The organism is Sphingomonas sp. (genome assembly GCF_003248515.1).
Taxonomy (GTDB): Bacteria; Pseudomonadota; Alphaproteobacteria; order Sphingomonadales; family Sphingomonadaceae; genus Sphingomonas_I.
In genome coordinates, this window is sequence record NZ_QFOB01000004.1 from 19993 (window position 1) to 42611 (window position 22619).

Consider the following 22619-nt stretch of genomic DNA (forward strand, 5'->3'; position numbering starts at 1 on the left):
GCGGGATCAGCCAATCGCAACCGGCAATCGCCTGCGCCTGGCAAGCGCGCCGATGCCCGCGAAACCGAGCATCATCGTCATCCAGGAGGCGGGTTCCGGCACGTCGCTCGTCACCACCGTCGCCGCCGCCTTCTGGAAGAAAGCGGTGTTGCTCAGGCTGGACGTATATCCCGAAACCAGAATCCCGGCATCGCCGGTGCTGGCGCCGCAATTGATGCCCGGATCCGCGCAGGTCACTGCACGCGGCGCGGCCAGATTCGTCAGATCCAGAACCAGGGCATAATCGTCGGTGCCATATCCAACATAGTTCGGGCCGTTCTGCGTCCCTCCGATGAACAGAAATCCGCTCGACGCATAATAAGTAAATCCGAAGGGCGACGCCACGGGAACGCCGCTGAAGCTGTTCACGATGATATTCGCCGTATCTCCCGCATAATCCAGCGATGTATCGAACGTCAGCGTGAATGATCCGGATGCCGACGAATATAAAGGAACCGCACTTCCATTGAGATCGACGAAATCGTTCGCCGAAAAGTCGATCGTTTTGGTGATTAAAGCCGCATGAGCGGGAATCGACGCGCCGGACACCAGCGCCGCCAAGACAAAGACAAGCTTACGCATGTGCACCCTCCCTGTTTACAGAAAGGAAACACTTTCCATGATCGCTGTCAATATTGGCCGAATAGCGTCGATATCGCCCTACTTGATTCGCATGCCTATCCCGGCCACCACCAGATCCACCGCCTCGCATCGCGCCGCGATGCGCTGATTCAGGCGCCCCTGCTCATCGCGAAAGGCGCGGGCAAGCGCATTTTCCGGCACGATCCCGAAGCCCACCTCGTTGCTGACCAGAATGATCCGCCCCCGCACCGTGCCGATCGCCTCGCCCAGCGCCGCGCCCGCCGCGTCCAGATCCTCCCCCGCCAGCAGCAGGTTCGAAAGCCACAGGGTCAGGCAATCGACGAGAAGCGTCCTCCCCTCGCCATCCTCGCGCGCGATCGCCGCGACCAGATCGCGCGGCGCCTCCACCGTGCGCCAGCGCGCGTCGCGATCGGCGCGGTGCCGCGCGATCCGCTCGCGCATCTCATCATCATAGGCCTCGGCCGTGGCGAGGAAGACGAGATCGCCGCCGCCCACTTCGGCAAGCCTTTGCGCAAGGCCGCTCTTGCCCGATCGCGCGCCCCCCAGCACCAATCTTGTCCGCGCGCCTTCGTTCATATGCCTATCCGCTTGCCGAGAGCCGCCGGAATGGCGATGGCGCTCCCGCCCATGCAAGCGATTTCGGCAGACCTGACCGGCCATGGCGGCCGCCTCGACGAGGCCGCACGCCTCTATCCCCACGCGCCGGCGCCGTGGCTGGATCTGTCCACCGGTATAAACCCCAATGCCTGGGCACCCGCCGCGCCGCTCGATATCGATCCGCGCGCTCTGCCCTCGCGCGGTGCGCTGCGGGATCTGGAGGTTATCGCCGCGCGCCATTTCGGCGTTGATCCGGCGCATGTCGCGGCGGTGCCGGGAAGCGAGATCGCGCTGCGCCTGCTTCCCATGCTCGGCCTGCCGCCTGTCGCCAGCCTCGCCACCACCTATGCCACGCATCGCGATGTCGCGGTGCATCGCCTCGACGCGCCCGTCCCGGTGGCGGGCGCGACACTCCTGCTTGCCAACCCCAACAACCCCGACGGCGTCCTTCTTTCGCCGGACATGTTGATCGATCTCGCACGGCGGCAGGAAGAGAATGGCGGCAGCCTCGTGATGGACGAGGCCTTTGCCGATGCCGCTCCGGGCAGCAGCCTCCTGCCGCACCTGAAAGCGAGCGACGAAACGATCGTGCTGCGCTCTTTCGGCAAATTCTTCGGGCTGGCCGGCATCAGGCTGGGGTTCGTCATCGCATCCGGAGATGTGATCGCGCGCCTGCGCCGGTTGCTGGGGGACTGGCCGGTCTCGGCCCATGCCATCGCCTTTGGCCGCGCGGCCTATGCCGATGCCGACTGGATCGCCGCGACCGCCACCTCCCTGCCGGTGCGGGCCGCTGCCTTGGATGCGCTTCTCGCCCGCCACGGCCTTGCCGCCCGGGGGGCCTGCCCCCTGTTCCGGCTGATCGAGACGCCACACGCCGCCGCCTTGTTCGATCGTCTCGCACGCGCAGCCATTCTCGTCCGCCCCTTCACCGATCGGCCGGACTGGCTCCGCTTCGGCCTGCCGGCGGACGAGGCCGCGTTCGCCCGCCTCGATCGCGCGCTCGGCCATGGCTGAGCCGGCCGCGCTGACGGCACTCGCCATCGATGCGGCGGTCGGCTGGCCGGCATGGGTCTATGCCCGCATCGGCCATCCGGTCGGCGCGTTCGCCCGCCTGATCGGCTGGGCCGAAAGGCGCTGGAATCGCACCCACCACCCCGCGCCCCGGCGGCGCCTGACGGGCGCGGCGACATTATTGCTGCTCGTGGCGTGCGGCGCGGGGGCCGGATGGGCGATCGAGCGTACGGCAACTGCCTTTGCCGGCCGCCACGCATGGCTGGCGATCGCGCTGGCCGCCTGGCCGGCGCTGGCCCAGCGCAGCCTGTTCGATCATGTGCGCGACGTCGCCCGACCGCTGATCGGAGGCGATCTTGGCGCTGCCCGCCGCGCCGTGGCCAAGATCGTCGGCCGCGATACCGTTACGCTGGACGAAGTGGGCATCGCCCGCGCCGCGATCGAAAGCCTGGCCGAAAGCTTCTGCGATGGCGTGATGGCGCCACTCTTCTGGCTGCTGCTGCTCGGGCTTCCGGGCCTGTGGGCCTTCAAGGCTATCAGCACGGCGGACAGCCTGATCGGCCACAGGGAGGATCGCTGGCGCGCCTTCGGCTGGGCCTCCGCACGGGCCGACGACATCGCCAACTGGATCCCCGCGCGCCTCTCCGGCCTGTTGCTGTGCCTTGCCGCCCCCGGCGGCTGGCGCGTGATGCGGCGCGATCATGCCGCCCACGCCTCGCCCAATGGCGGCTGGCCGGAAGCGGCGATGGCCGGCGCGCTCGGCATCGTGCTGGGAGGCCCGGCCGCCTATGATGGCGCGATGCATGAAAAGCCCCCGATCGGCACCGGAGGACGCGCGCCCCGCGCCGCCGATCTTTCCCGTGCGCTCGCCATTTACATCCGCGCCTGCGCGCTCGCCTGGATCCTCGCGGGGGCCGTCGCATGGGCGCTGTGATGCTGCAGGGCACGGGATCGGACGTCGGCAAGTCCGTGCTGGTCGCGGCGCTGTGCCGTGCGCTGGCCAATCGCGGCCTTTCCGTGCGCCCGTTCAAGCCCCAGAATATGAGCAACAATGCCGCCGTCGCAGCGGATGGCGGCGAGATCGGCCGCGCGCAGGCGACGCAGGCGATGGCGGCGCGCGTCCCGCCCTCCGTGGACATGAACCCGGTACTGCTGAAGCCGGAGGGCGATCGCACGTCGCAGGTGATCGTGCGCGGCAGGGTGCGTGGAAAACTGGAAGCCGGGCGCTGGCGCGAAGGCCGGGCCGGCCTGCTCGATGAGGTGCTGGAAAGCTATCACTCCCTCCGCGCGCAATGCGACATCGTGGTGGTGGAGGGCGCGGGCTCTCCGGCCGAGATCAACCTGCGCGCCGGCGACATCGCCAATATGGGCTTCGCGCGCGCAGCCGGCGTGCCCGTGATCCTGGTGGGCGATATCGATCGCGGCGGCGTCATCGCTTCGCTCGTGGGCACGAAGGCGGTGATCGATCCGGAGGATGCCGCCATGATCCAGGGCTTCCTCGTCAACAAGTTTCGCGGCGATCCGGCCCTGTTCGCGGATGGCATGACGGCCATCGCCGATCGCACGGGCTGGCAGGCGTTGGGCCTGATCCCGTGGCTCGCACCCGCCTTCCGCCTGCCGAGCGAGGATGCCGTCATCCTCGAGCGCGCACGTACGGGCGGCGATCGTCGCCTCGTCATCGCCTGCCCGATCACGCCGCGCATCGCCAATTTCGACGATCTCGATCCGCTCCGTCTGGAGCCCGGCGTGGAGGTGGTGATGGTCCCGCCCGGCACCCCCCTGCCCGATGCCGCCTTGATCGTGCTGGCCGGCTCCAAGGCCACCACCGCCGACCTGCTCTTCCTGCGCGAACAGGGCTGGGATGTGGACATCATCGCGCATCACCGGAAGGGTCGCCCTGTACTGGGCCTGTGCGGCGGCTATCAAATGCTCGGCCGCATCGTTTCCGATCCGGATGGCGTGGAAGGCCCCCCGCGCGACGTGCCCGGCCTGGGCCTGCTCGAGGTGACCACCGTGCTAACCGGCGACAAGACGGTGCGCGAAGTATCGGGCGAGGCGCTGGGCGCGCCCTTTTCGGGTTACGAGATCCATCTCGGCGAAACCGGGGGGCCGGATCGCGCCCGCCCGCTCTGCCATCTGAACGGCCGCCCCGAAGGCGCGATCAGCGCGGACGGGCTGGTGGCGGGAAGCTATGTCCATGGCCTGCTTGGCCTCGCCGCGCAGCGCAAGGCGTGGCTCGCGCGCATTGGCGTGGAGGCCACCGGCCCGGATCATCACGCAGATGTGAATGCCGCACTCGATGAACTCGCCGCCGCCTTCGAGCGCCATGTCGACGTGGATGCACTGATCGCGATCGCTCAGACCGCCGAATAGATCACGCAGGCCAGCAGCAGCCCGGCCTCGACCAGTTCGATCCCTGCGCCATGCACGTCGCCGGTGGCGCCCCCGATCCTTGCCTTCGCCCACAGCGCGAACAGGGCGATCAGCAGCGGCCCGGCGAGCAGCCACGGCAGCATCACGCTCGCGCCCGCCAGTATCGCCGCCCAGCCCGCCACGTCGCGCATCCGCACCGCGCCGGCCACGGCGGCGCCCAGCCCCTCCGCCTTCAGCGGTGCCAGCCAGCGCGCCCAGACGAGCGGCCCCAGCCGGGCCGCCGCCGGGATCGCGACAATCGCCCGCCAACCCACCAGATGCAGCAGAACGAGCTTGGCGAGCAGTTGCAGCCCGATCGCGACCACGCCGAAGCTGCCGACATGCGGATCGCGCATTACCGCCAGCAATCGCGCCCTGTCGCCATGCGCTGCGCCCAGCCCGTCCGCCACATCGCCCAGCCCATCCAGATGCAGCGCCCCCGTCACTGCGACCCATGCGAGCAATCCGGCCAGCGCCCCCAGCCACGGATCGATCAACCCGCCCAGCCATGTCGCGCCGGCGACCGCCAGACCGATCAGCAGCCCCACCAGAGGATAGAGCCGGATCGCGCCCGCGAAATCATCGTCGCGCATGCCGACATGCGGCACGGGCAGCCGCGTGAGAAATCCGATCGCGACGATCAGCCGCCTCACGGCCACAGCCCGGCAATCTGCGCGCCACCCTTCCACCGATGGAAGGCCAGAACCGCGCCATAAGGCAGATCGAACGCCCATATCGCCTTCAGATCCAGCCCGCACAGGATATGCAGCGCGGCCCGCATCGCGCCGCCATGCGTGACGATCAGCGTGGGATCATCGTCCGGCAGATCCGCCAGCGCCATCCTCACGCGGGCGACCAGCGCTGACCAGCACTCACCCTCTGGTGGGGGAAAGGCGTCGGGATCCTGCCAGAAGGCGCCCAGCGCGACGGGATCGATCTCGGCCGGCGCCAGCCCATCCCATGCGCCGAAATCCAGTTCCCGCCAGCGCGGATCGATCCCGGCGGCGCCGATCGCCTCGGCGCAGCGCCGCGCGCGCAACAGATCGGAGGAGAGGAGATGCCGCACCTCCAGCCCCCGCGCCTGATCCCGGCACCGCGCGATCCCCTCCGCCGTCACGTCACAGTCCGTCCGCCCCAGCATCCGCCCGGCGAGCAGAGGCTCGCCATGTCGCATCAGATAGAGCGGGGCCATGCTCACCCGACCGAAACACCCGCCTCGGCGAAGGTCGCCATGCTGTCATGCGCGGCCAGCGCAGCGCGGATCACGCCCACCGCCACCGCCGCACCGCTCCCCTCGCCCAGCCGCATATCCAGCGACAGCAAGGGCGCCAGCCCCAGCCGCTCCAGCAGCCGCCGATGGCCGGGCTCGGCCGAGCAATGGCCGGCGATCAGATGATCGGTGATCGCGGGATGATGCGCGGCCAACGGCGCCACGGCGGAGGTGCAGATGAAGCCGTCCATCACCACCGGCACGCCGGCCTGCCGTGCTGCCACGACAGCCCCCGCAATGGCGGCGATCTCGCGCCCGCCCAGCCGCCGCAGGATTTCGAACGCTGATGTAAGCGCGCCCGCATGCGCCGCCAGCCCAGCCGCCACCGCCTCCACCTTGCGCGCGATGCCAGCCGCGTCCACGCCCGTGCCCGGCCCCACCCAATCGCGCGGGGCACCGCCGAACGAGGCGGCGGCCAAAGCGGCGGCGGCGGTGCTGTTGCCGATCCCCATCTCACCCAGCACGATCAGATCCGCATCGCCGATCGCACCGGCGCCCGCATTCAGCGCCGCGAGGCATTCCGCCTCGCTCATCGCTGGCCCGCTGGTGAAATCCGCTGTCGGCCGGTCCAGATCCAGCGGCACCACCGCGAGCGACAGGCCCGCCGCGCGCGCCAGCGCGTTGATCGCGGCGCCGCCAGCCTCGAAATTGGCGACCATCTGCACCGTCACCGCCGCCGGAAAGGCGCTCACCCCGCGTGCGACCACACCATGATTGCCCGCGAAGACGATCGCGCGGCCGCGCTCCACCACCGGGCGCTCGCGGCGCTGCCAGCCGGCCAGGAAAATCGCGACCTCCTCCAGTCGCCCCAGCGAACCCGGCGGTTTGGTGAGTTGCCCCTGCCGCACGGCCGCCGCCATTCGCGCGGACTCATCCGGGGCGGAAAGCGTGCCCAGCGCCGCCTCGAACGCCGCGACCGAAGGGAAGATCATGTGACGACAAATCCTTCCGGAGGGATGCGGACGAGGAAGTGGCCCTTCACGCCTTCCGGCCAGTCCCGATAGGGCACCTGCCCTTCCGCGCTTCTTGCATAGGCCAGCGCATAATCAAGGATCGCGCGCGCCGCCTCCTCGTCCGGCTCGAAATGGCCGAGGACATAGCCGATCCTGCCGGGCGCACGGAGGTGAACGGTGCAGCCGGACGAACAGGCGAAGAGGCAGGGCATTTCCTCCACCGCCACCCCGGCATAATCCGGTGAGGTTTCCCGCACGCGCCGCAATGCCGCCAGCAGCCTTTCCCCACCACCGGGGACGCCCGCCCGGCGACAGGTGTTGCACGCGATCACCGATGGCCCGGATGCGGTGGCCTTCAGCATCGCGGTCGCCGCCTTCAGGCCGATGCCAGCCTGCCGCGCGTGGCGGCGGGCACGCCAATCGCCACCAACCCGCGATAGAGCAGTAAGAGCGCGACCAGGATCGCCCCGTCGCGGGCAAGGCCCTGTGCGAAATAGACGGGCGAAAGCGCGATGCCGAGGCCGCCCAACGCGACCGACCACAGCACCAGCAAACCCTTATAGCCGAGTGTCGCGCCCGCGAACGCCGCCACCAGCCGCGCCGCCGATCCACCGCGCATGCGGCCTTCGGCCCAGCGCGCCGCGAAGAGCGAGGCAACCGCCGCCGTGCCGATCGCGCCGCCCCACATCAGCGGCGTGGTGCTGTGCGAATAATGGTGGATGCCAAAGCCCACCGCCTGGGACGCGAACCAGGCAACGATCATCAGTGCAATGCCATCGCGCTTCGTCATCCGCGTCGCCGCCAGCGCGGCGAGCGCGGCGAACGGCGTCGCGCAGGCCAGCGCCCAGCTGCCAAGCACGCTCGCCACCGAAAGCAGCACGATCCAGAGCAAGGAACCATCACGAGTCATCTTCGATCTCCTTCAGGGCCCCTGGCCGGTCCGGGTTCAATCCACCCCGACCGGCCACGGTCTCGGTTAGTGGAATGAGGCGTCAGAAGCGCCCGCGGAAACCCGCATAGATGCTGCGTCCCAGCGTGCCGTAGCGATAGACGGTCATGTATTTCTCATCGAACAGGTTCTCGACCCGCGCGAACACCGCCACCTGCTTGGACAGCGGCACCTCGCCGCGCAGATCGACCAGCGTGTAGGGCGCCAGCCGCGTCGTGTGCGTCGCATTGTCGAAGCTCTCGCCGGCCCAGCGGATCGCCGCCCCCAGCGAGGGGCCGTCGGGGATCGCATAGGTGATCGATCCGTTCGCCGTATGGCGCGGCCGCCGCGCCAGCTGGAAGCCGTAGGTGGCGCCCCCGATCGAGCGATCCTCGGACGCGGTCCAGCTGAAATTGCCATCCATGGTGACGCGCGCGACCGGCTTCACCGATGCCGTCGCCTCGATGCCCCGCGCGAAGGCGCGCGAGACATTCTTGTAATAGCCGAAGCGGCGCGTCGTGGTGCTGCCCGTGGCGAAGCAGAGCGGATCGGTCGAGGTCGTCGAACAGCCATTATAGGTGATCAGATCACGCGAACGCCGCTCGAAATAGGTCGCGCCGAAGCTGACCCTGCCATCCCACAGGCGCTGTTCCGCGCCCGCTTCCCAGCCCTTGGCCTGCTCCGGATCGAGCGCGGTATTCCCATATTCGGAAAAGAGCTGATAGAGCGTGGGCGCCTTGAAGCCCTCCGAATAGCTGGCGCGCAGCACCGTGCCGGTCGGCAGCGCCCAGACCGCACCGCCCGAGAACAGGGTCTTGCTGCCATAGCGATTATGATCGTCGTGGCGGATGCCCCCGGTGAGCGTCAGCCCCTGAATCAGTTCCGCGTTGAGCTGGGCATAGATGCCGGTGAGGTCGGCCTTGCCGCGCGCGGGATCCGGGATCGGCACGGACAGGCTGGACGAGGGCGAGACGCTGCGGAAACGGCTGCGCTCATTCTCGATGCCGAACACCGCATCGATCCTGTCGGTCAACGCGAAGCTGCCCTGATATTCCAGCCGCCGGTTCTTGCCGGCCGCATCGAAGGTCTGCGCGCGCTGGAGCGTCGGATTGTAATTGTCGCGGTTCGTGTCGGTATAGCCGAACGCGAAGCGGTTGCGCAGCCGCCCGTCGAGCAGATCGACATTGAGGCCCGCATAGCCGACGAATTCCTTGTTGAGGCTATATTCGAAACTGTCACCGGAGAAGCCGTCGATATCGACGCGGCCGTCCGAATAATAGCCGCGCACATCGGCGCTCACGCCATCCGCGATCGTCAGCACGGCACGGCCCGTCACGCTGCGATTGGTATAGCCGTCGCGCTCGCGCCCGCCGAAGGTCGGGGCGATGGCGGAGATGCCATCCGTGGTGAAGGCCTGCGCGCCGATCCGCCAGGCGAGCGGCCCCGTAAGCCCGCCGACGCCCGCGCGGCCGCTCGCCGTGCGGCGGCTGCCCGCCTCGGCATCGAAGCTGCCTTCCAGGCTCTTGGTGGGAAGCGGCGTCACGATATTGACGACGCCGCCGATCGCCTGGCTGCCCCAGAGAGTCGACTGCGGCCCACGCAGCACTTCGATACGGCTGGCATCGCCCGTCAGCAGGTTCGCGAAATTATAGCCGCCGCCCGTGGAGGAAGGATCGTTGAGCTTCACGCCATCGATCACCACCACGGTCTGATCGCTCTCCGCGCCGCGAATGCGCAGCGAGGTGGCGGTGCCATAGCCGCCATTGCGCGAAAGGCTCACGCCCGGCGTCCGCAGCAGGATATCGGCCACCGAAAGATCGCCCGCGCGATCGATCGCCGCCTTGTCCAGCACCGTCACCGATGCGGCGACGCGATCGATCGACAGCGGCGATCGCGTGGCCGTGACGACGATCGTGGACGGATCGGCGCCATCGCCTCCGCTGGCCGGCAGCGCCGCGGCGTCCGGCTGGGGCGCTTCCTGCGGCGCGGCTTCGGCAAGAGCATGGGCCGGCGCAAACAAGGCCAGGCCCGCAAATATCACGATATTCTTCATCGGAAAGTCCCCCGGATAACGACAAGCGCCCCCGGAATCCTTGCGGACTCCGGAGAGATCGAAGTCGTCTCTCGGGTTTCCCCGTCCGCCCGGCACACCCTGTCCGCACGAAGGACGACCGCGACGGGCAGGTCTCCTGGCTTGCGGGTCACCGCTTTTCTTGCCGCCTTCTCGGAACCGAAGTTCCAATGGCCCGTGGCAAGATTGCTCGCCGCTCACAGTTGCAGGGGCAGCCGGGGTCTCGAACCCCGTTCCCTTTTCATCCCTCTTGCGAGGGAACCTGTCGCGGTCGCGCCCTTAGAGCCGGTTCGGGTCCGCCGTCAACGGCAGCCGTGCGAGGGGGACGACCACGCCCTCCTCGCCCCCGCCGAAATAACCGCTCACGCCATAGACGTCGGCAAGCAGCGCTGGCGTCATCACGTCACGCGGCGCGCCGTCGGCCACCAGCCGGCCGTCGCGCAGCACCAGCAGACGATCGCAGAAGCGCGCCGCGAGGCTCAGATCGTGCAGCACCGCGACCACCAGACGCCCCGCATCCGCCTGATCGCGCAAGATCTCCATGCCCTGGATCTGGTGCGCGGGATCGAGGCTTGCCAGCGGCTCGTCCGCCACCAGCACGGGCGCCTCCACCGCCAGCGCGCGCGCCAGCAGCACGCGGGCACGCTCTCCGCCCGAAAGCTCGGTCGCGGTGCGATCGGCCAGCGGCTCGATCTCGGCCAGCGCCATCGCGCGGGAAATCGCCGCCCGATCCGCCGCGCCGATGCGCGAAAAAGGCGCGAGGTGCGGCAGCCGCCCCAGCGCCACCAGCCGCTCCACCGTCAGCGGCCAGTGCAGCACCTGCCCCTGCGGCAGATAGGAGATGCGACGCGCTATCTCCGCCCGCGCGAAACCGGCAAGCGGCCGCCCCTCCAGCAGCACCTCGCCCGTCGCCGGGATCAGCCCCAGCAGCGCGCGCACCAAAGTGGACTTGCCTGCCCCGTTCGGCCCGAGGATGCCGACCAGCCGGCCCGCCTCCAGCGCCGCATCGATGCCGCGCACCACGTCGCGCGGGCCGAGCCGCACGCCCAGATCCCGCATCGCCAGCATCACCATATCCGCCGCTCCCGGATCAGGTGGACGAGGAAGACGGGCACGCCGAGGAAGGCCGTCACCACGCCGAGCTTCAATTCGTTCGAAGCCGGAATGATCCGCACCAGCACGTCCGACAGGCTGAGCAGCGCGGCACCGCCCAGCGCACTCGGCCACAGCAAGGCGGACGGGCTGCGATCGGTGAACGGCCGCAGCAGATGCGGCACGATCAGCCCGACGAAGCCGATCGATCCCGAGACGGCCACGGCACCGCCCACGCCGATCGCCACCCCTGCCAGCAGCCGCAGCCGCGTATGCCGGAGATCGACGCCCAGCGCCGCTGCGCCATCCTCGCCCAGCGTCAGCGCATCCAGCGCGCGCTCGTCCCACGCCAGCAGGGCCAGCGCCGCGAGGATGCAGGGCAGCGCCAGCGCCACATGCCGGAACGAGCGATCCTCCAGCGAGCCCAGCAGCCATGTCGCAATCTCCATCGCCGCGAAGGGATTGGAGGCGAGATTCAAAGCAAGGCTGATGGACGCGCCCGCCAGCGTCGCGATGGCGATGCCCGCCAGGATCAGCGTCAGCCCGCTTTCGGCTCGCCCCGCGAGCAGGAACAGCAGGCCGAGGCTGCCGAGCGCGCCGAGGATCGAAAGGATCGGCAGCAGCGCCGGATGCGCCTCCGCAATCCCGAAATAGAGCGCCACCACCGCGCCGAGCGCCGCGCCGTTCGAAACACCCAGCGCGGAAGGCTCGGCCAGTGGATTGCGCAGATAGCCCTGAAGCGCGGCGCCGGCGATGCCCAGCACCGCGCCTACCGCCAGCCCGAGGATCGCGCGCGGCAGACGCAGTTCGACGAGGATCGCCCGCTCCACCGGATCGCCCGAGCCGAGCAGCGCCGCAATCGCCCGCGCGGGCGGGATGGAGGCGCTGCCAACGCCCACCGACAGTGCGAACGACACGATTACCAGCAGGATGAGGACCGGCCACAGCCAGCGGTCAGTCGCCTTGTCATCAGTCACGTCTCGATTGCTGCCTTATCGTCGCGCCGGATCTTTCGGCTTCAATCAGGACGGACTTGTTCCGGCATCCGCCGTGAAGCAAGAGCGTCGGCGATGGGACTAGCCGCACGGTGGACCCCGGAACAAGCCCGGGCGGACGGAAGAAGCAAGCGGCGCGCGCCGTTGCTGTTCGCCTGTGCCCTCCTGCTCGGGGCGGCACCGGCGCCACCCCGCCGCATCGTTTCTCTCAATCTGTGCGCCGATCAATATCTGCTCGCGCTGGCCGATCCGGGCCAGATCGCGGCACTCACCAGCCTCGCCCGCGATCGGCGCATGTCGGCGGGCGCCGCGCGCGCCGATCATGTCCCGATATCGAAGGGCTCGGCGGAAGACGTGCTGATGCTGCGCCCCGATCTGCTGCTCGCGGCCCCCGGCCGTCGCCGCGAGACGATGGCACAGCTGCGCGGGCGCGATATCGCCACGCTCGATGTGAAGCCGGCGGAAAGCTATGCCGATGTCGTCGCGCAGATCCGCGCCGTGGCCGCCGCCGTCGGCCATCCGGCGCGCGGCGAGGCACTGATCGCAAGCATGGATGCGCGCCTCGCCCGGCTGCCGCGCGCCGCCGGCCGGGGCCGCGTGGCCGCTTATTATCAACGGCGCGGTTTCCTCACCGGCACGGGCACGCTGGTCGACGAACTGATGGCCCGCGTCGGCCTCGTCAATCTCGCCGCGAAGCTCGGCAAGCCCGCGCTGGCGAGCGTCAGCCTGGAGGAGATGGCGCTCGCCCGCCCCGATCTGCTGATCGTCGAGACGGACAGTGATCGCGTGGTCGATCAGGGAACCGAACTGCTCCACCACCCGATCCTCGATCCGATCCCCCGCCTCCACCTTCCCCAGGCATGGACGGTCTGCGGCGGCCCGGCCTATGTGCTGGCGGCAGAACAGCTCGTGCGCGAATTGCGGGCGGTGAAGCCGAGGCGGTGACACGCTTGAAAGCGGCTTCCCCCTTGTTCCGTTTCCTCCTCCTGAAGGCTGATCTCGCCCCCCGCACGGATCGTGACCGCCCCGGTCCGGAGGTGCGATTCTCATGCGAAAGGGGCGTCCGGCGCCCCCCATCGGGCAAGGCGGGCTCCGCGATCCGGCGCAGGCCGGAGCCCGACGCGATCGGGCAGAGGGCCTGCCCAACCCGGCCCTGGCCCTCGCCCTCGCCCTCGCCCTCGCCGGGCAAAGCCACGTTCGATCGACAGTTACATATAAGAGAATGATGGCGGCCTTCTCCTTGCGAGGGAGGCGGCGGCCGGCCTTCAGAATTCCACGCCGGCCTGCGCCTTCACGCCCTGCTCACGGAACGGATGCTTCACCTGCGCCATCTCGGTGACGAGATCCGCCGCCTCGATCAGCGCCTCGGGCGCATTCCGCCCGGTGACGACAATGTGCGTCATCTCCGGCCGCGCGGCGATCGCGTCCAGCACCTCGTCCAGCGGCAGATAATCGTAGCGCAGCACGATGTTCAGCTCGTCCGCCACGATCATGCCATAGCCGGGATCCGCGATCATCCGCCGCACCTCGTCCCATGCCGCGCGGGCGGAGGCGATATCCGCGGCGCGGTTCTGCGTATCCCAGGTGAAGCCATCGCCCATCGGCCGGAATTCCACGCCGAGCCTGTCGAAGACCGGCTTCTCGCCCGTCTCCATCGCGCCCTTCACGAACTGGACGACGCCCACCTTCATGCCATGGCCCACGGCGCGCACGGCCATGCCGAGCGCCGCCGTGGTCTTGCCCTTGCCCTTGCCGGTGTGGACGATCAGCAGGCCCTTCTCCACCTGCCGCTCGGCCACGAGGCGATCCTGCAACGCCTTGCGCTTCGCCATCCGCGCGGCATGATCGGCCTCGCCGCGCCGCGCGGTCACGCCTTGAGCTGGCTCGCCGCCTTCGCCGCCGTGGTGATGGCGGCATAATCCTCCACCTTGCGCGGCACGATCCAGCTTCCGCCGACGCACAGCACTTCGGGAATGGCGAGCCAATCGGGCGCGCTCGCCAGGCTCACGCCGCCCGTGGGGCAGAAGCGGCACTGGTAGAAGGGCGCGGCCAGCGCCTTGAGCGCGGGAATGCCGCCGTTGGCCTCCGCCGGGAAGAATTTGAAATGGCTGAGGCCGAGATCCATGCCGAACATGATGTCGGCCGCGTTGGCCGTGCCGGGCAGGAAGGGAATGCCGCTGGCGATGGCGGGCTTGCCCAGCGCCTCCGTCAGGCCGGGGCTGACGATGAAGCGCGCGCCCGCGTCGATCGCGCTCTTCAACTGCGCCTCGTTGGTGACGGTGCCGGCGCCGACAACGGCGCCCTCCACCTTGGCCATTTCGGCGATCACGTCCAGCGCGGCCGGCGTGCGCAAGGTCACTTCCAGCGCGCGGATGCCGCCCGCCACCAGCGCTTCCGCGATCGGCCGGGCCTGGGCCGCGTCGTCGATCACCAGCACCGGGATGACCGGGGCGAGCGTCATGATACCGGCGATGTCGTTCAATGTTGCCTCCGCACTCGAATGTTCAGCCCAGGCCCTGCGTCCGCGCCCAGGCGAGGAACAGGTCCGGCCACGCTTCGGCCGGCTTGCCCATCGCGAGCCGCAATCCGAATCCATGTCCCCCGGCCGTGAACAGATGCGTCTCGACCGGTATGCCGGCCTTCTTCAACGCCGCGCGATAAAGCAAGCTGTTCTCGACGGGCACGACCGGATCATCCTCCGCATGCACCAGAAAAGTAGGTGGAGTAGCACGGGTGACGTTGTTGGCGGGCGTGTGCGCGGCTTCCAGCGCGGGCGGGGCATCCTTGCCGATCAGCAGCTCGCGCGATCCCGGATGCGCGATCGGCAATGTCATGGATTGCACGGCATAGATGGGCGCGGCCACATCCGGCCGCGCGCTCAGCCGATCGGCGGCGTCCACGGGATCATACACCTTCGCATCGAAGCGCGTCGAAAGATCGGCGCAGACATGGCCGCCCGCCGAAAAGCCCATCGCCGCGATCCTCTCCGGGAACAGCCCATAATCGCGCGCCCGCGCCCGAATGATCCTCATCGCCCGCTGCGCATCGGAAAGCGCCACATCCGGCCCGGCCTTCCAGCCATCACCCGGCAGGCGATAGAAAAGCACGAACACGGTCCACCCGCGCGCGGAAAGCCAGCGCCCTATCTCATAGCCCTCCTTGTCGATCACCACGCGCGCATAGCCGCCGCCGGGCGTCACCATCACCGCCGATCCGTTGGGAATGCGCGGCCGGAACACGACGAGACGCGGCCGGATCGTGCCATGGACGGATCGATCGGTCAGCCCCGCATCCCGGCTGCGTTCGTCGACGATCTCCACAGGCGGCATGGCGGGCATGCCCGGCGCCCCCCTCGGCCAGAGATCGATCGTCTCATCGGGCTCGGGCAGGCCGGCGGCGACATGCCCCCCGGCGACGGCGGGCGGTGGCGTCTGCGCCATCACCCGTGCGGCGAGGCCCGCGGCGGCGGCGGAAACGAGCAGGGTGCGGCGGTTCATCATCGGCGGGCTTCCAGATTCACGAAGCGGAAAAAGGACCGCACCCCAACGGGGGGCGCGGCCCAGCGGAGGAGCCGTCATAGTCCATCGACACGCCCGCGAGAGACACTCTTTCGCGCCGGATCGAGGCGCGATGCCCTCCCCGTCGATCGCCGCGAGGGAAAGGAACGGCGCCTCGATGCGCAGGGGCGAAGGCAGGCGATCGCCCGCTTCGCAAAGCCTACAGCTTCAGGCGCGCGCCGAGCAGGAAGGTGCGACCGAAGTGGTTGTTCTCGTAATTCCGGTTCGCATCGAGATCGGTATAGCGATCTCGATATTCGTCGGTCAGGTTCGTGCCTTCCAGCGACACCTCCAGATATTCGGTCAGCTTGTAGCGGATCGAGGCATCCACGTTGATCGTGCTGTTATAGCCTTCGAAGACGTTGCCCGTGCCCGAGCCCGCATCCACATAAGGCCCGCGATAGGCGATCGAGGCGCGCGCGCTGAACTTCTTGTCCTCATAATAAAGCGTCGCATTGTAGGAGCGCTTCGAGAGGCCATAGAGTGTTGTCTTGCGCGTGACGTTTACGAGGGGGCCGAATGTGCAGGCCGGATTGGGGTTTGCCTGAGTAGGCGTGCCTGGGACACAAGCGTTCACTACCGGCCCGGACTGAGTGTAGTTGGCGGACGAGGTGATGAAAGTCGCGTTGGCCAGCACGCCGAAATTCTTGAGGAAACCCGGCAGGAAGCGGAAGCTGGACTGGAGCGCGACCTCGATGCCCTTCAGGCTGGCGCCCGTGCCGTTCGTGGTCGTGTTGATCGTCCAAAGCTGCCCCTCGGGATTGGATGCCGCCGGCGAGGAGGCTATTATGAGCGAAAGCGGCAGGCCGGTGGAGGCATAGGTGCCGCTGGTCGTGACCCCCACGGGGAAGCTTTCGACATCCTTCTTGAAGCCCGCGACCGAGAAGAGCGACTGCGGCGCGAAATACCATTCCACCGAAAGATCGTAGGCGGTGGCACGGAAGGGTTCGAGGCGGGGATTGCCGAACGTGATCCGGTAGCCAAAGCCGTCCACCGATCCGCCCGGCGTGAGATTGCCGAGTGACGGACGCGTCATCACCTTGGCGATGGAGCCGCGCACGATCAGCTTCTCGGTGGGAAACAGGGCCACGTTCATCGCCGGCAGCCAATCGTCATAACTGCGCTTCACGGTCACGGTCGCGCCATTGTTCAGGCCGGTCGAGGTCTGGCGCGTGCCGGCATAGCGCATGCCCAGATTGGCGGCATAGCGCAGGCCGAACATGTCGCCCTTCAGATCGAACTGGAGATAGGCGCCGCGCACCTCTTCGGTCACGTTGCGGATATTGCCCGAATCCACCACCAGCGGGCGGCCGTACAGCCCGGTATAGTTGGCGGCGGCATTGATGTTCGGGATCAGGAAGGTCGTGGTCGTGCCCGAAGGCTGGCCACCGCTGCCGATGTTGAACGTCTCGCCGAGACTGCCCGCCGGAAAACCATAGACGGCGCTGGAGCCGAAGACGGACGAGGCCGTGCAGGTCACGCTGTTGCCATTGAAGGTCACGGTCGTCGGCGTCGTCACGGTCGGGCAGATCGTGGTATCGCGCGTATAGGCCTTGGAATCGAATTCGAACCGGCGATAGACGCCGCCCGCCTTCACCGTGAAGGCATCCGGCACCGCATCCCATTCGGTGCGCAGCTGCGCGGTGCGGAACTTGTTGACCGTATCCGAGGGGCGATCGCGTATCTCGGCAAGCTGGAAGTTCGCCGGATCGGTAACGCTGGTGCCGAAGACCAGCTTGGGCGATCGCATGTCGCTATAATCGTAGCTGTAATTCTGCGCGTCGCGATCGTCGAACACGAAGGTCGTCTCCACCGGGATCGTCGCGCTCGATTTGGAAAGGCCGCCCAGCAGCGTGAAGCGCAGGCGATCCGTCACATCCTGATCCCAGGTCGATCCGATCTGCCAGAATTTCGTCTGGGATTTGCGCAGGTAATGTTCGGTGCGAACCCACGCATCGTTCAGCGTGGCGGAGATCATGTTGCCGTTTGCATCATAGACCGGGTTGAGCACGTCCACGGAGCGCTCGTTCGAACGCAGCAGCACCTCGCCCCATTTCTCCTCGCGCGTTTCCTTGAAGCGCGAGAAGAGGCCGTCGATCGAAACCTTGGTCTCGTCGCGCGGCGACCATTGCACGCTGCCCGTCACGCCCAGCCGCTCGCGATCATGGCGGATCGAGCCATAGCGCGGGATGCGCGGATGGAAGGCGAGCGCGGCCTGATCGCAGGCCGTGCTCGATCGATAATTGCCGCCGCTGTTGCTGGAACGGGTCGAACTGGTGTTGCTGCTGTAGAAGCAGGGCGTGCCGTTCACGCTATCGAAGCGCGCCTGTGCCCAGCGCACCGTATTGTTGCCCAGTTCGTAATTGTTGGTCTTGCTGTAGGCCGCCGACAGCGAGGCGCCGAACGTGCCCTCGGGATTCTTCCAGGAGACGAGGCCGGCGAGGCGCGGCCCGAAATTCTTGGAAAGATCGTTATAGCTCGCCTGGCCCGAGCCGACGAAGGTGAAGCCGGTCTTGCCGGCCAGCGGATTGCCGGTGTTGAGATCCACCACCGCGCCCAGCGATCCTTCGTCCAGCGAGGCTTCCGCCGTCTTGTGGACGACGATCGAGTTGAAGAGTTCAGAGGCGAAGACATTGAAATCGAAGGCGCGATCGCGATTGGCGCTGGCGCCGTCCGTGGATGTGGCGACCGTTTCCAGCCCGTTGACGCGGACACGGGTGAATTGCGCGCCAAGGCCGCGCACCGTGATCGCGCGGCCTTCGCCTGCATCGCGCTGGATCGAGATGCCGGGAATGCGCTGGAGCGATTCTGCGAGATTCTGGTCGGGGAACTTGGCGATATCCTCCGCCACGATCGCGTCGACCGCCGAGATCGACTCGCGCTTCACCGTCAGCGCCGCATCCAGCGAGCGACGGAAACCGGTGACAACGATATCCTGCGCGGCGCTCTCGGAAAGGGCGGGAGCGGCTTCGGGCGCGGCCTGCGTCGCCGGTGTCTCGGAAGCGGGCGATGTCGCGCTGGTTTGCGCGGCCGCGGCTGCCGGCGACAGCAGGCCCAGGGCGAGAACGGCGGACGATGCTCCTGCAAACCGAGCGAAAATTCCGCTGCGGCCGGCAAATGGTGATGCACCCTTGGTCATGAAAAAAGCCTTCCCCTGTTGCAGAGCGACGTCGCCAGGCGACCGCGGACGAGGGCGGCCAGCCGCGGACACAGCCGTCGGGAAAGAATGCCAGGGGCGCTGAAAGCGCGCCTTCAGGTCCATCTCCGAGACCACGCCACCGGTTTTTGCTCTTGCTTGTTCGTTTTGGTAACCGGTGTCATCGTGTTATCTTAGCCGCGCCGCCAGTGTCAACAGACTGTTGCGGGATTGCGAGGGGAAAGGATGGATGCGGAGCCTGATCGCCTTTGCCGCCGCCGCCACTGCGCTGGCGGCCGGTCGACCGCCGCTCGTGATCGAAGAGGGGCCGACGATGCGCGACGAGCCCCCGCCCCATGGCGCGATCGGCATGAGCACGGCCTATCGCATCAGCGATGCGGTGCCCGGCCGCACGATGGAATTCCGCAAGCGCATCCTCCACGTCGGCGCCGCGATCGGCCCGCACCCGATCGCGCATGACGAGGTCTATCATGTGCTGTCGGGCGAAGGCGTGGTCCTCTCCGGCGGCAGGGAAGCGCCGATCGGCCCGGGCGCGACCGCCTATCTCTACAGCGGCGAGACGGTCGGCATCCGCCAGGTGGGCAAGCAGCCGCTGGCCCTCATCATCGCCTACCCCCTCCCCTCGCCCGCTCCATGACGGTGCAATCCCCGCAGCGCGACGTGGGTGCGATCGGGATTTGAAGACAAGCGCCGGGAAGCCGCACCGCGAAACCCCGTGCCACATCACGCCTCCACAAAGGAGGGCTACATGTCATTTTGTGTCGTGGGGCTCGATCCAGCCCCGTTCGAACATCTGGTCGGCCTCCCCGACGCCGCGTTGAAGGCGCTTGGAGCTACGCGGATCATCGTCGATGCAAAACCCGGCTTTCCCGATCGTGTGACGGTGCGCGATCTGGAAATCGGCGAAACGGCGATCCTGCTCAATTACGAGCATCAGCCTGCGCAGACGGCCTATCGATCGCGCCACGCCATTTTCGTGGGAGAAGGATTGGGACAGGCGCTGGATCTGGTCGATCGTCTGCCAGACGCGATCCTTTCCCGGCAGATCTCGCTTCGCGCATTCAGTGCATCGGGGGAAATGCTCGACGCCGAACTTGCCGATGGCTCTTTTCTCGAGCCGATCATTTCCCGTTTTCTCGCTGATCCGGGTGTCGCTTATCTGCACGCTTATTATGCGAAACGAGGCTGCTATGCCGCCCGTATCGAACGATGCTGACGCTATCGCTTCCCGATGAAAGCCGGCGCGTCACCCTCCGCCGCGGCGGGCAGCTATGGGAAGGCACGCCGCGTTCGCTCACGTCCCCGGCTGAATGTAGGGCACGCGCGCGAACAACTCCCGCTGCCATTTGCGCGGATCATTCTCCACGCGGGATGTCGCGTCGAAGATCATCGTCGATCGCGTCGTCAGGTCATAGCGCGGCCAGACCGGCGCGCCCGCATGATGGGGATCGCCCGTCCTGGCGAAGGCGACGAAGCTTTCCTGCATGGCACCGCTCGCCGCGCGCGCATCCGCGCCCGTGCCGGTCTGCGATCCCGCCGCATCCAGCGTGCCGAAGACGAGCGGTATGTCCATCGTATGGAAGGCGCCGCGCCGCGGATCGGTGCGCGAGGCGAAATCCACCTGATAAACCCAGCCCGGTACGCCCGCCCGTGCGCGCGCTTCCGCCTCGATCACCTGCCCGCGCCAACTGCGCCCGGCGGTGGTGGCGCCGTAAAAGACGTCGAGCGGCGTCCAGTCCGGAAACTGTCTGCGATATTCGGCCACGACCCATTCGGGCAGGATGTCCACGCGCAGCTCCGGCGCCATCCGTGCTGCCACATTGTCCCAGGTCAGCCCGCGCACCTTCGGCGAATCCGGGCCGATGAAGGCGCGCGTCTCGTCATGCGTGTTGCCCAGCATCATCGGAATACCGGCCCCTTGCGGGTTCGCATCCGGCCAGAAGGGGTGACGCGTCAGCCATTTCATGTCGAGCACCGGCCCGAAATAGACGCCGCCGCCCAGCACCGGATCGATCGCATCCAGCGCGGCGACGAGCGCTTCGGCTGGCTTGGCAAGCAGCGCGCCAAGATCCGTTTCCGCCACGCCGAGCTTTGCGAGATAGGATCGCGCCCGCGCGGTGGCGTTCATCGGGCCGGATGCCGTCACCTGCTGGCCGCTCATCGTCGCGGCGCGCTGGAACAGGCCGGCGGCTGCGGGCATGCCCATCATCGTGGCGATCTTCGCGCCCCCGCCGGATTGGCCGAACACCATCACGCGCGCCGGATCGCCGCCGAAGGCCGCGATATTGTCGCGCACCCACTGGAGCGCGAGGATGAGATCCAGCTGCCCGGCATTGCCGCTGTCGGCGAAGCGCGGATCGAGCCTTGCCAGATAGAGATAGCCGAAGGCATTGAGCCGGTGGTTGACCGTCACCACCACCACGTCACCACGCGCGGCCAGCCTGTGCCCGTCGTTCAACGGATCCGTGACGCTGCCGTTCGAATAGGCGCCGCCATGGATATAGAGCATCACCGGCCGGGCCACGCCGGGACGAGGCTCCGCCGTCCAGATGTTCAGGAACAGGCAGTCTTCCGATTGCGGCTGATATTGCCGGTCGTCCTGGGGGCAGACCGGCCCGAAGGCGCGCGCCTCCACCCGCCTGCCCGGCGTCGCCACGGTCACGGGCGCCCGAAAGCGCTCCGCACGTCCATAACGTATACCCCGGAAGACCGTGACGCCATCCTCGCGGGCACCCATGAAATCGCCCGCCGGCGCGCGCACGCGATCCGCCGCCCCCCGGGCGCGCAGGATGGTGGGCAGCATCGCCGCACCCGCGCCGGTCATCACGGACCGGCGCGACCAGCCATCAGCGGCGGACATCGAGCCCGCCGGCCAGGAACGCATCGATGTCGGCCTGCCGGAAGAGAGCCGCATCGCCGGGCAGCGAATGCTTGAGCGCGGTCAGCGCGAGGCCGGTCTGTGCCGCCTGCGCGATGTCTCCGCCCTGCCGCAGCGCGTGCAACACGCCGGAGGCAAAGGCATCCCCGCCGCCGATGCGATCGACGATCCCCGCCAGGATGATCTCCTCGGTCTGGGCGTGGTCCTGGCGCCCGTCGATCCGCGCCGAAAGGCGGTTCTGGTCGGCCGTGTCCACATGCCGCGCGGTGGACGCGATCAATTGCAGCTTCGGGAAGGCGGCGAACGCCGCGTCCGCCGCCACCTGCCGCCGATCCTCGCCCTCGCCGCCGAAATCGCGCTGGAGCAGCAGCGCGATATCGCGATGATTGCCGAACAATATGTCCGCCCTGGAAACCAGCTCCATCAGGATTGCGCGCGGGTTGGAATCCCAGCGTTCCCACAATTTCGCGCGATAATTGCCATCGAACGAGATCGGCACGCCACGCGCCACGGCGGCCTCCGCCGCCGCGATCGCGGCCTTCGCGGGCACGGGACCAAGCGCCGGCGTGATGCCTGAGAGGTGGAGCCGATCCACGCCATCGAGCAGCGCATTCCAGTCCCACAGGTCGGCCGGGGCTTCCGCGAAGGAGGATCCGGCGCGATCATAGATCACCTCGGTCGCGCGCATGCCCGCGCCGGACGTGACCATGTAGAGACCCATCCGCTCGCCGCCATACAGGATGGTCTTCGTATCCACGCCATGCCCGCGCAGCGTGGTGACGGCCGCGCGGCCCAGATCATTATCCGGCACGCGGCTGACCAGCCCCACGTCATGGCCCAGCCGCGCCAGCGCGGTGACGACATTGGCCTCGGCGCCGGCCAGCCACACATCCAGCTTCGGCGTCTGCAGCAGCATCTCCCGCCCCGGAGGCGAGAGCCGCCACATCATTTCACCGAACGCGAGAAACCTGCCCATTCACGTCTCCTAACGCCCGCCCGGTTCGAACAGCTTCAGGCGAAGCCGGGAAGCGCCTGTCGAGAATCTCCGCATCCACT

General features: G+C 67.9%; 22 protein-coding genes and 1 riboswitch. Of the genes, 6 read left to right on the top strand and 16 right to left on the bottom strand.

Annotated features, from left to right (window positions below; translation table 11 throughout):
* Window positions 1-6: 6 nt before the first annotated feature.
* Window positions 7-621, bottom strand: a complete 615-nt coding sequence (locus DI605_RS07580; RefSeq protein ID WP_293971472.1) for a PEP-CTERM sorting domain-containing protein — start codon at window positions 619-621, stop codon at window positions 7-9.
* 78 nt (window positions 622-699) lie between these two features.
* Complete coding sequence (cobU, locus tag DI605_RS07585; protein WP_293971474.1) at window positions 700-1218, bottom strand: bifunctional adenosylcobinamide kinase/adenosylcobinamide-phosphate guanylyltransferase; 519 nt, start codon at window positions 1216-1218, stop codon at window positions 700-702.
* Window positions 1219-1269: 51 nt separating this feature from the next.
* Here cobU and DI605_RS07590 point away from each other — a divergent pair, with 51 nt between their 5' ends.
* From DI605_RS07590 to DI605_RS07600, 3 genes are read left to right on the top strand one after another with little or no spacing between them, the layout of a single operon-like run.
* Complete coding sequence (locus tag DI605_RS07590) at window positions 1270-2253, top strand: aminotransferase class I/II-fold pyridoxal phosphate-dependent enzyme (protein ID WP_293971477.1); 984 nt, start codon at window positions 1270-1272, stop codon at window positions 2251-2253.
* On the top strand, window positions 2246-3184 hold the full coding sequence (cbiB, locus tag DI605_RS07595) for an adenosylcobinamide-phosphate synthase CbiB (RefSeq protein ID WP_293971480.1): 939 nt from the start codon (window positions 2246-2248) through the stop codon (window positions 3182-3184). Before DI605_RS07590 ends, cbiB begins: the two co-directional genes overlap by 8 nt.
* A complete protein-coding gene (locus tag DI605_RS07600) occupies window positions 3172-4623 on the top strand; it encodes a cobyric acid synthase (RefSeq protein WP_293971483.1) in 1452 nt (483 codons plus the stop codon). The genes cbiB and DI605_RS07600 overlap by 13 nt, the downstream gene beginning before the upstream one ends.
* On the opposite strand, the gene cobS is transcribed toward DI605_RS07600, so the two are convergent.
* The 8 genes from cobS to DI605_RS07640 form a co-directional block, all read right to left on the bottom strand.
* Window positions 4608-5315, bottom strand: coding sequence for an adenosylcobinamide-GDP ribazoletransferase (cobS, locus tag DI605_RS07605; RefSeq protein ID WP_293971486.1), 708 nt, complete (start codon window positions 5313-5315; stop codon window positions 4608-4610). The genes DI605_RS07600 and cobS overlap by 16 nt on opposite strands.
* Window positions 5312-5860, bottom strand: a complete 549-nt coding sequence (locus DI605_RS07610; protein ID WP_293971489.1) for a histidine phosphatase family protein — start codon at window positions 5858-5860, stop codon at window positions 5312-5314. The genes cobS and DI605_RS07610 overlap by 4 nt, the downstream gene beginning before the upstream one ends.
* Window positions 5857-6864 carry a nicotinate-nucleotide--dimethylbenzimidazole phosphoribosyltransferase gene (cobT, locus tag DI605_RS07615; protein ID WP_293971492.1) on the bottom strand — a complete coding sequence of 336 codons (1008 nt, stop codon included), beginning with the start codon at window positions 6862-6864 and terminating at the stop codon, window positions 5857-5859. Before cobT ends, DI605_RS07610 begins: the two co-directional genes overlap by 4 nt.
* Window positions 6861-7247: a DUF1636 domain-containing protein gene (locus DI605_RS07620; protein ID WP_293971495.1), complete on the bottom strand. Its 387-nt coding sequence runs from the start codon at window positions 7245-7247 to the stop codon at window positions 6861-6863. The genes cobT and DI605_RS07620 overlap by 4 nt, the downstream gene beginning before the upstream one ends.
* A 14-nt stretch (window positions 7248-7261) precedes the next feature.
* Window positions 7262-7795 (bottom strand): hypothetical protein, encoded by a 534-nt coding sequence (locus DI605_RS07625; protein ID WP_293971498.1) that lies wholly within the window; start codon window positions 7793-7795, stop codon window positions 7262-7264.
* An 82-nt stretch (window positions 7796-7877) separates the two neighbouring features.
* Window positions 7878-9866 (bottom strand): TonB-dependent siderophore receptor, encoded by a 1989-nt coding sequence (locus tag DI605_RS07630; RefSeq protein ID WP_293971501.1) that lies wholly within the window; start codon window positions 9864-9866, stop codon window positions 7878-7880.
* A gap of 108 nt (window positions 9867-9974) precedes the next feature.
* Window positions 9975-10165: riboswitch (cobalamin riboswitch) on the bottom strand.
* Window positions 10164-10958 (bottom strand): ABC transporter ATP-binding protein, encoded by a 795-nt coding sequence (locus DI605_RS07635; protein WP_293971502.1) that lies wholly within the window; start codon window positions 10956-10958, stop codon window positions 10164-10166. Its footprint overlaps the riboswitch before it by 2 nt.
* A complete protein-coding gene (locus DI605_RS07640; protein ID WP_293971504.1) occupies window positions 10952-11953 on the bottom strand; it encodes an iron ABC transporter permease in 1002 nt (333 codons plus the stop codon). Before DI605_RS07640 ends, DI605_RS07635 begins: the two co-directional genes overlap by 7 nt.
* A gap of 162 nt (window positions 11954-12115) precedes the next feature.
* Here DI605_RS07640 and DI605_RS07645 point away from each other — a divergent pair, with 162 nt between their 5' ends.
* On the top strand, window positions 12116-12916 hold the full coding sequence (locus DI605_RS07645) for an ABC transporter substrate-binding protein (RefSeq protein WP_293971506.1): 801 nt from the start codon (window positions 12116-12118) through the stop codon (window positions 12914-12916).
* 320 nt (window positions 12917-13236) lie between these two features.
* Here the strand turns inward: DI605_RS07645 and cobO are convergent, their stop codons facing one another.
* From cobO to DI605_RS07665, 4 genes are all read right to left on the bottom strand, one after another.
* Complete coding sequence (cobO, locus tag DI605_RS07650; protein ID WP_293971508.1) at window positions 13237-13842, bottom strand: cob(I)yrinic acid a,c-diamide adenosyltransferase; 606 nt, start codon at window positions 13840-13842, stop codon at window positions 13237-13239.
* Complete coding sequence (gene eda / locus DI605_RS07655) at window positions 13839-14453, bottom strand: bifunctional 4-hydroxy-2-oxoglutarate aldolase/2-dehydro-3-deoxy-phosphogluconate aldolase (protein ID WP_293971510.1); 615 nt, start codon at window positions 14451-14453, stop codon at window positions 13839-13841. Before eda ends, cobO begins: the two co-directional genes overlap by 4 nt.
* A 22-nt stretch (window positions 14454-14475) precedes the next feature.
* Window positions 14476-15471 carry an alpha/beta hydrolase gene (locus tag DI605_RS07660; RefSeq protein WP_293971512.1) on the bottom strand — a complete coding sequence of 332 codons (996 nt, stop codon included), beginning with the start codon at window positions 15469-15471 and terminating at the stop codon, window positions 14476-14478.
* Between the two features lie 217 nt (window positions 15472-15688).
* A complete protein-coding gene (locus tag DI605_RS07665; protein ID WP_293971514.1) occupies window positions 15689-18667 on the bottom strand; it encodes a TonB-dependent receptor in 2979 nt (992 codons plus the stop codon).
* Window positions 18668-18914: 247 nt separating this feature from the next.
* Between DI605_RS07665 and DI605_RS07670 the strand changes: the two genes are divergently transcribed.
* Together DI605_RS07670 and DI605_RS07675 are read left to right on the top strand one after the other, a co-directional pair.
* Window positions 18915-19322: a cupin domain-containing protein gene (locus DI605_RS07670; RefSeq protein WP_293971516.1), complete on the top strand. Its 408-nt coding sequence runs from the start codon at window positions 18915-18917 to the stop codon at window positions 19320-19322.
* Between the two features lie 111 nt (window positions 19323-19433).
* Window positions 19434-19901: a DUF1203 domain-containing protein gene (locus DI605_RS07675; protein ID WP_293971518.1), complete on the top strand. Its 468-nt coding sequence runs from the start codon at window positions 19434-19436 to the stop codon at window positions 19899-19901.
* A gap of 78 nt (window positions 19902-19979) precedes the next feature.
* Here DI605_RS07675 and DI605_RS07680 read toward each other — a convergent pair whose 3' ends face one another.
* Together DI605_RS07680 and DI605_RS07685 are read right to left on the bottom strand one after the other, a co-directional pair.
* Window positions 19980-21545 carry a carboxylesterase/lipase family protein gene (locus DI605_RS07680; protein ID WP_293971520.1) on the bottom strand — a complete coding sequence of 522 codons (1566 nt, stop codon included), beginning with the start codon at window positions 21543-21545 and terminating at the stop codon, window positions 19980-19982.
* On the bottom strand, window positions 21532-22539 hold the full coding sequence (locus tag DI605_RS07685; RefSeq protein WP_293971522.1) for a sugar kinase: 1008 nt from the start codon (window positions 22537-22539) through the stop codon (window positions 21532-21534). The genes DI605_RS07680 and DI605_RS07685 overlap by 14 nt, the downstream gene beginning before the upstream one ends.
* Window positions 22540-22619: the final 80 nt, after the last annotated feature.